Annotated in this window: 10 protein-coding genes; 5 read left to right on the plus strand and 5 right to left on the minus strand. The window is 62.2% G+C overall.

Translation table 11 applies throughout. The features are described from left to right. Positions 1-54: 54 nt before the first annotated feature. The 5 genes from E5S69_RS24325 (at position 55) to E5S69_RS24345 (ending at position 4676) form a co-directional block, all read left to right on the plus strand. On the plus strand, positions 55-330 hold the full coding sequence (locus E5S69_RS24325; RefSeq protein WP_115737203.1) for a DUF2933 domain-containing protein: 276 nt from the start codon (positions 55-57) through the stop codon (positions 328-330). Positions 331-343: 13 nt separating this feature from the next. Further along, a complete protein-coding gene (locus tag E5S69_RS24330; protein ID WP_115737202.1) occupies positions 344-2785 on the plus strand; it encodes a heavy metal translocating P-type ATPase in 2442 nt (813 codons plus the stop codon). Between the two features lie 64 nt (positions 2786-2849). Then, positions 2850-3266, plus strand: a complete 417-nt coding sequence (locus tag E5S69_RS24335; protein ID WP_053823085.1) for a DUF411 domain-containing protein — start codon at positions 2850-2852, stop codon at positions 3264-3266. A 28-nt stretch (positions 3267-3294) separates the two neighbouring features. Next, complete coding sequence (locus tag E5S69_RS24340; protein ID WP_395896956.1) at positions 3295-3858, plus strand: c-type cytochrome; 564 nt, start codon at positions 3295-3297, stop codon at positions 3856-3858. Between the two features lie 620 nt (positions 3859-4478). Next, a complete protein-coding gene (locus E5S69_RS24345; RefSeq protein WP_082371627.1) occupies positions 4479-4676 on the plus strand; it encodes a hypothetical protein in 198 nt (65 codons plus the stop codon). 214 nt (positions 4677-4890) lie between these two features. Here E5S69_RS24345 and E5S69_RS24350 read toward each other — a convergent pair whose 3' ends face one another. The 5 genes from E5S69_RS24350 to E5S69_RS24370 all read right to left on the minus strand — a co-directional run. Then, complete coding sequence (locus E5S69_RS24350) at positions 4891-5238, minus strand: CzcE family metal-binding protein (protein WP_082371461.1); 348 nt, start codon at positions 5236-5238, stop codon at positions 4891-4893. Positions 5239-5623: 385 nt separating this feature from the next. Continuing rightward, positions 5624-6100 carry a cupredoxin domain-containing protein gene (locus E5S69_RS24355; protein WP_053821774.1) on the minus strand — a complete coding sequence of 159 codons (477 nt, stop codon included), beginning with the start codon at positions 6098-6100 and terminating at the stop codon, positions 5624-5626. A 68-nt stretch (positions 6101-6168) separates the two neighbouring features. Beyond that, positions 6169-7086 (minus strand): copper homeostasis membrane protein CopD, encoded by a 918-nt coding sequence (copD, locus tag E5S69_RS24360; protein ID WP_115737201.1) that lies wholly within the window; start codon positions 7084-7086, stop codon positions 6169-6171. Positions 7087-7093: 7 nt separating this feature from the next. Further along, complete coding sequence (copC, locus tag E5S69_RS24365; RefSeq protein ID WP_053823086.1) at positions 7094-7480, minus strand: copper homeostasis periplasmic binding protein CopC; 387 nt, start codon at positions 7478-7480, stop codon at positions 7094-7096. Between the two features lie 38 nt (positions 7481-7518). Continuing rightward, positions 7519-8432: copper resistance protein B (locus E5S69_RS24370; protein ID WP_171517103.1), on the minus strand; the 914-nt coding region annotated here is incomplete at its 5' end.

The raw sequence follows: 8432 nt of genomic DNA on the forward strand, positions 1-8432 counted from the left end.
CTGAGTGCGGCGATTGGCTGCCGGTCAGCTTCCCGTCATGGTAAGGAGTCTGTCATGAAAGCATGTCATGCCCAATCGACGCATCATGGCGCCAACGCCGGCCAAATCCGTCGGTTTCGCTGGTCGCTGCGTTGGGGGATCGTCCTTGCCGCCGTGGCGATCGTCATCGCCATCGCGCTCGGGATGCCGCGTTGGAGTGCGGTTGCTTCCTGGCTGCCATTTGCGCTAGTGTTATTGTGCCCGTTGATGCATCTATTCCATGGCGGCCACGGGCGCAGCGCGCCTTCAAAAGAAGGCGGCGACCCGGTGGACGGACAGCGCCACGACTAACAGGAGGCCTTCCATGAATGAACCCAGCAGCCAGCGCCACCCACCGAAAGCGGGGCACCCTGACAAGGCAACAAGCCCCGGTCCTGGCGCGCATGCTGACCAGCACCATTCCCATCGCCACGGTGCGCCGCACGACAGCCCAGTGTCGGGCGTCGGCACCGCCAAAGATCCGGTTTGTGGCATGGTGGTGTCGGCCGACTCGGCATTCCAGACCCAACACGCTGGCATTCCCTATTACTTTTGCAGTGCATCGTGTCAGCGCAAGTTCGAGGCGGACCCGGCCAAGCACGCCGCGGCTGCGGCAGCTCCTGCCGCGGCCCCTTCAGCCGCCCCGGATGCGGAATCGGGGCCTCCCGGCACGATCTACACCTGTCCGATGCACCCCGAGATCCGGCAGGATCATCCCGGCAACTGTCCGAAATGCGGCATGGCGCTGGAGCCGCTGTTGCCGGACCTGGACGAGACCGAGAATCCGGAGCTGGTGGATTTTCGGCACCGTTTTTGGTGGACGCTGCCGTTGACGGTGGTGACCACGGTGTTGGCCATGCTCGGGCATCGATTTGGGTGGATGGAGGCGGCGACGCAGAGCTGGGTCGAACTGGTCCTGTCGACGCCGGTGGTGCTGTGGGCGGGTTGGCCCTTTTTCGTGCGGTGCATCCAGTCGTTTCTGCATCGCAGCCCCAATATGTGGACGCTGATCGGTCTGGGCACGGGTGCGGCCTATGCCTATAGCGTGGTCGCAACCGTGGCACCGGATGCGTTCCCGCAGACCTTTGCCGCCCACGGCCGCATCGGCGTGTACTTTGAGGCCGCCGCCGTCATCATCTCGTTGACGCTGCTCGGCCAGCTGCTTGAACTTAAGGCGCGATCCCAAACCTCCGCAGCGATAAAATCGTTGCTCGGGCTCGCGCCCAAGACGGCGCGCCGCATCGGACGCGATGGCGCCGAGGAGGATGTGCCCCTCACTCATGTGCATGTCGGCGACTTGTTGCGCGTAAGGCCCGGGGAGAAGGTGCCCGTCGACGGCATCGTGACCGAAGGCAGCAGTTCGGTGGACGAATCCATGATCACCGGTGAACCGATGCCGGTCACCAAGCGCGAGGGCGACCCCGTTATTGGCGCCACCATGAATACCTCAGGCAGCCTGATCATCCGATCGGAGAAGGTTGGCGCACAAACAGTGCTCTCCCAGATCGTACAGATGGTGGCGCAGGCGCAACGCTCAAAGGCGCCGATGCAACGCATGGCCGACAAGGTCGCGGGCGTGTTCGTGCTCGGCGTCATCGGCGTCGCCGTGGTGACGTTCTTTGCCTGGGGCCTGTTCGGTCCACAGCCCAGCTGGGTGTTCGGTCTGATCAATGCAGTTGCGGTCTTGATCATCGCCTGTCCCTGTGCATTGGGGCTGGCCACGCCGATGTCGATCATGGTTGCCAGCGGCAAGGGCGCCACCAACGGCGTGCTGTTCCGCGACGCCGCCGCGATCGAGAACCTGCGCAAGGTCGACACCCTGATCGTCGACAAGACCGGTACCCTGACCGAGGGGCGGCCGGCTTTCGAGCGTGCAATTGGCGCCAATGGCTATGCCGACGACGAAGTCCTGCGGCTGGCGGCGAGCCTGGACCAGGGCAGCGAACATCCGCTGGCCGCGGCGCTGGTTAAGGCGGCCCGCATTCGTGGCTTGGCGCTGGAGAAGTCACAGGACTTTGAATCGAGCACGGGCATCGGTGTGCGCGGTACGGTCGGTGGGAAGACACTCGCCATTGGTAATACGGCGCTGATGCAAGCCGACGGCATCGACACCGAGGCGCTGCGCGCCCAAGCCGATACGCTGCGCGCACAAGGCGCGAGCGTTATGTATCTCGGCGTCGATGGCCGTCTGGCCGGCCTGCTTGCGGTGTCGGATCCCGTCAAAGGCTCAACGCCCGAGGCGCTGGCGGCCCTGAAGGCCGAAGGCATCCGCGTGGTCATGGCCACCGGCGACGGCGTGGCCACGGCAAAGGCGGTGGCCGCAAGGCTGGACATTGCGGAGTTCCACGGCGAAGTGAAGCCCGCGGACAAGCTTCAACTGGTGAGCCAACTGCAGCAAAGCGGAGCGGTGGTCGCCATGGCCGGTGACGGCATCAATGATGCCCCGGCGCTGGCCAAGTCGGATGTGGGCATCGCCATGGGCACCGGCACCGATGTGGCGATGAACAGTGCGCAGGTGACGTTGGTCAAAGGCGACCTGCGTGGCATTGCGCGCGCACGCGAGCTATCCGAGGCAACCATTCGCAACATGAAACAAAACCTTGGCTTCGCGTTTATCTATAACGCGCTCGGGGTACCGTTAGCGGCAGGGGTGCTGTACCCGTTCACCGGTTTGCTGCTTTCGCCTATGATTGCCGCGTTGGCAATGAGCCTGAGCTCGGCCTCGGTGATCTCCAATGCGCTACGCCTGCGGCAGGCAGAGATTTAAGCTGGCGATGAGGCACTCGACCGGTGCTGACTTGTCTATTGACATGATGTTTTTCGGAGAATCCATGAAGTATTTCTTGGCCACTGCCGCATTGCTCGCGGCCGCCACCGGCGCGCAAGCGGCCTCGCCGACGCTAACGGTGTACAAGGATCCCAGTTGTGGCTGCTGTGCAGAATGGGTCAAACACGTGAACCAGGCCGGCATCCAGACCAAGGTCATTGATTCGTCCGACATGACGGCGGTCAAAGCCAGGCTCGGCGTCCCGACCCAGTTCGGCTCCTGCCATACCGCGGTGATCGATGGCAGCGCGCAGGTGGTGGAGGGGCACGTGCCGGCAGCAGCGGTGCGCAAGCTCGCTGCGAAGCCGACCTTGAAAGGGGTCGCAGTGCCCGGCATGCCGGCAAACTCGCCAGGCATGGGGCAGATGGACGGAAAGCTTGTGACAGTGGATTTTAGCGGCAAGCCATTCTCGAAAGACTAGGACTGCAGCGGGGCTGCGCGGGTAAGCGTTGCCAGAACTTCAGAACTGCCAGACAAAGGACATGGAAGAGTCAACTCAGTCGCGCTGGATCGTGGCCTGCGTGTTGGTGGTGGCCGCCGCGGCGGCCACCGGGGTCGCGCTCAAGGCGAAACGCTATCTGGAGCCACCCTCCGGTGGACCGCAGACGCTCAGGGAAGGGCGCCAACTGCGCATCGATGCCACGGATGCCGCGCAGCTCGGTCGCGGCAGGCAGCTGTACGCACAGGCCTGCGCGTCGTGCCATGGCGTCAAGCTCGAAGGCCAGCCTAACTGGCGCGAGCGGCTCGCAAATGGCCGGATGCCGGCGCCCCCGCATGATGCATCGGGTCATACCTGGCACCATGCGGACGCGGTGCTGTTTGCCATCACCAAGAACGGGCTCGTTGCCGGCGTGACCGCGCCGAGAGGCTATGTCAGTGACATGCCAGCCTTCGGCCAGTCGATGTCGGATGACGACATCATTGCCGTGCTCGCGTACATCAAGAGCACTTGGCCTGAGAAAATGGCAGTAGCGCAGCGCGAAGCGACCGCGCAGTATGCGAGCCCGAAGTAGCGACCCAAGCAAACACCGCAAGCAGGCGCTCCGGTCAGCGATGGCGCCTACGTCCGTTTCGAGCCTAGCCTGGGCTGCTGCAGTGACCCTGCACGAGCTGTCGCGGTGTGTACGCCACAGCTGACGAACATGTCGCGTTGAGCGGCCGGCTTGCTGGTATTCAGGCGCTTGGATCGCGCCTGGTAATTTCTGTCTCTTGCCTGCCTGCCCGCTCGCGCGTGGCACACAGCTGTATGCGAGCAGCGGTCGCGCGCCGTCGAAACGGCTCGAACACGCGTGCCGCTACGCCGATGACTCGTCGTGGGCGAAGATCGGCGAACGCTGCGCCGCACTAATCCCCTTACGTCGTCCAGAAGAGATACAAAAGCCCAAGCACGACCAGCGCCGCCCCAATGATCGAGTAGTAGCGCATGCCATGCAGGGGCTGGTCTGGATGGCCTCGCCGGTGAAAGACGAGTCTCATAGCCGTTATGGAAAGTCGAGCATTGCCATATGGTAGACCCAGCGCCGGTGATTTACCTTGACGTGTCTGCACGGCGGTCATTGAATGAATGCTGAAACGCGTCGCCACGAGAGCGGAACCATCCGCCGATTCACTTCTAGGGGTCCTGGAGACTACGATGCTGACACCACATGAAGTGGCCACCCTTATGCTGATCGACGACGCAGCCCCCAATCTCGCCGACCTCGATCACGCGTCGATCGAGGCATTGATTGAGCGGCAGCTGGTGCATCTGGAAAAATTGGCTTACGGCGATCGTCTGCACATCACGCCGCGGGGCAGTGACTTTTTGCATGCTCTCGCTAAATTGCATTAGGCTGGTCTGCAAACGCACTTGCGCACTGAAGGCTATGCGTTGCGCGTTGCGCAGTATGCCGCGATATGGCTAGACCCGGCGGTGCCCCTCGGGTCTGCAAGCGCCAAGTCAGCGGACCAAGGCGGACGTTCCACCGCCTACTGGTCCGGATGCGGCGTGGGGGAGGGCTGTCGAAGTGGTCGTCTGGCACAGCGTCCAGTAAGCAACCAATACGTCATGAGCTGCCCCGATAGAGCGGGCTTGGCGCGATGATGGCCGTGATGCCTTTGGCTTCCGGCAGATCCGGCAAAAGGAAGTTCAGCGCAACTGCCGATCGTCCACTACTTGTGGTCATAAAGGTCCAAGCCACCGTGCGGTTGGCGCCCCGGAAAGCAACGGTTTCTCCAGAGGTGACATTAACGTATCGCGCACCTGGCCGCAGCGTGATCGACCGAGTCGCCGTCTCGACGGCAGCGACGGTACCATACAAATCGGCCCTAGCAGGTGGCAAAGGCGCACACGCCGACGCCATGCCGAAGGCAGAGAGTGCCAGTGCGATCCGTAAAGCCTGCGTGGTAGTCATAATGAGACTCCCTGTCGATGTGCGGCAAGGTCTAACGGACCCGCCTTTGCGACAACCCGACTTCCACCCGCGCCAAGGACGCACGCAGCTTGGTGCTGCGCTGATCTGTGGGCAACTGGCAAGGCTACCGGCACCCAAACGCGAGTTGCCGCACGATCTAGTCTAATCAGGGCATTCCAACGATAACGTTGCCCAAACGTTACATTCTGGACAGGTAACAATGTGGTCCACGTCATGCCCCACAAGTCAACGCTTCCAAGTGGGGAGGATCACGCGCAAGAAAACGGGTCCGCCACGGCGGCACCATGACCCAACCTACGCTGTCGAACCCTCAGCATCGGTGCGCCGTTTTGTTCGCCGCCGGACGCACCCGTCGTCGCGCTTTTTACTTGACGGCCACCTTGCCGACCATGCCGGCTTCGAAATGGCCCGGCACCAGACAAGCGAAGTCGACGGTCCCAGGACCGTCGAACTGCCACACCAGTGTGCCTTGTTTGCCAGGTGCGAGCATAATCTGGTTCGGGATAGAGTGCTTAGCATCAGGCATGCTGCGCATCATCTGCGCGTGCTCTTTCAACTCAGCGGCGGTACCGATCACCATTTCGTGCTCCACTTTGCCGACATTCCGCACGACAAAACGCACGGTTTCACCGCGCTTGACCTGAATCGAGTCGGGCGCGAACCGCATCGTGTCGCTCATGGTCACGTTAACCGTGCGTGAGACCTTGGCCGGCTTGCCCGGCTGACCGGCAGCGGACTTACTGGCGCTAGCTGGGCTCGCATGCCCCTCCATGCTGCCGGCAGCCCACACCAGCATTGGCGACAGCCCCAACACCAGCAGCAACGACTTGAGCGTCTTCATGGCATCTCCTTGGCGGTTGTTTGAGAGCAAAACAAGCGCAGCCTAGCTGCGCGGTTCGTGAAACGTGGCTACATGCCCGCGGGGGATAGGATGCCGAGCGAGGCGACAAGAGCCAGAATGAGCGTTGCCGCACTGGTCTCGAACATCAGGCTGCGCCGCAAGGTACGAACGGCGACGGCATAGTCGCTCGTCCGTACGGCATGCTCCAGGCGCGGGCTCAGATGAAAACGGTTAGCCGCGGCAAGGGCGAGCATGGTACCGAACAGCGCCAGCTTGGACGCCAGCAGTCCACCGTATGAGTTCAGCGACAGTTCTGGCAAGACCGGACCGACAATCAACCAATAGTTCACTGCGCCGGTAATGACCAAGGTTACGACAACGATCGTACCCACCTGAGCGAAGCCGTTCGAGGTGCGGCTCAGTAGGGCAACCTTGGCAGGTGTGGCAGAGGGATGCGACAACAACACGAACGCGAGCAGAGCGCCGACCCATGCGCCGGCGGCCATTAGATGCGCGATATCCGAGGCAAGGTGAATGTAGCGTCGAATGCCATCATCCATGGCGCCATGGCCGCCCCACGCAAGCGTGGACAGCGCGACGCCGCCCGCTGCAGCCAGAATCCAGAATTGAAGTTCTGGCCGTTTGCGGACAAACAACGCGACCAGCACGCAGAGGACCAGGGCAACGAGTCGCACGACCCAGGCCGAGCCAAACGCGGTGCCTGTCACAATCATTTCGAAGACATGGCCTTGCAGTTCGGCGTAGGATGCGGCACCGGTCATGCCCTTGGCCATGATGGTGATATTGGCCAGCGACAGGACGATGCCCAGGGCCGCGAACGCCGCGCCAAGCGCCAAAAAGCGCGCACCCGTTGGCGACGCCATTTCCTCACGGCGCAGTGCGTACAAGCCAAACAGCGGCAGACCAAACAGTGCAGTCAGGTCGAAATAGAGTGCGAAACGCACTGCAACAGTTGCCCAGTCCATCGGCGGATCACTTCACGGTGAACGCGATGTTGCCATTAATCGGGTGCGTGTCGGACGACACTGCACGCCAATCGACGCGGTAGCTGCCAGGCGCCAGCGTCTGGGCCGGGGTGATCACCATGGTCTTGGGGTCGTCGCTGCCGGCAACCTTGGCGGCAATTTTCATCGGCGCATGGTTGGCCATGCCGGGCATGCTGGTCATGACGAGGCTGGCCCCGGAGAATTGGGTCGCGAGGTTCTCTGAAAACTTCAGCTCGATCTTCTGCGGCGCCGCCACCTCGGCCTTGTCGGCGGGCATGGACGATACCAGCTTTGGATGGGCGAAGGCTGCAGTACTAGCCAGCACAGCGGCGGCTGCCAGAGCGGCACGAATGGTGAAGCGGGGCGCTTGCATGGTGAACTCCAAATATGAGTGTGGATTGAAATACGTGGTTAGAACCACATGCGAACACCCGCTACAAAACGGGTTTCGCCACTTCGGCCGCCGGCGGTGCGAACCATGTCGGCGGTATTGCCAAAGGTTTGGTACCGTTCAATGCCGATATAGGGAGCGAACTGACGGCTGAACTCATAGCGCAGGCGCAGACCCACGGCACCGCTGGAAAGCCCGCTGCCCACGCCGACCTCGGGATCGTTCTTGCCATAAAGATTGGCCTCGATTCGGGGTTGCAGGATCAGGCGCTGGGTAATTAGCAATTCATACTCGGCTGACAGGCGCAGCGCAGTGCGACCTTCGGTGCCGATATAGCCAGTAGCGTCGACCTCGAACCAGTATGGCGCCAGGCCCTGGATACCGAAGGCCAGCCAGTTTCGGGTTGGCCGGCCATAGCCGGCATCGTTGCGGATACCCAGCTGCGTGTCCCAATAGGTGGCAATGGCATGACCCCACAGCAATTCGGTCCGCGCCTCGTGGATCTTGCGCCTCTCGGATTCGCCTTCGGCCTTGATCACGAGGCGGTTAAAGCTGCTGCCAATCCACGCTTGCGCCTCATAGGCAGCGGCATTGCTCTCATTTCCCTTGACCCATTCCAGCCGGTCAACGAGTACCGAGGCAAATAGGTGTTCGTCTGCCATGTGCAGCGAACGGTGCGGACCAATGGCGTATTGACCCACGCCGAGCTGATAGCCCCCTGAGTAACCGTGCGGGTCGCGCGCATCCGCGGGCGCGCTCCCCCCTTGCATCTGCATGTCGCCATGATCCATGCCTTGCATCGAACCCGTGCCTTGCATCTGGCTGTGGTCCATGCCCTGCATCGAACCCATGCCCTGCATCTGGCTGTGGTCCATGCCCTGCATCGAACCCATGCCCTGCATCTGGCTGTGGTCCATGCCCTGCATCGAACCCA

This window comes from Cupriavidus necator (assembly GCF_013141915.1).
GTDB lineage: Bacteria > Pseudomonadota > Gammaproteobacteria > Burkholderiales > Burkholderiaceae > Cupriavidus > Cupriavidus necator_B.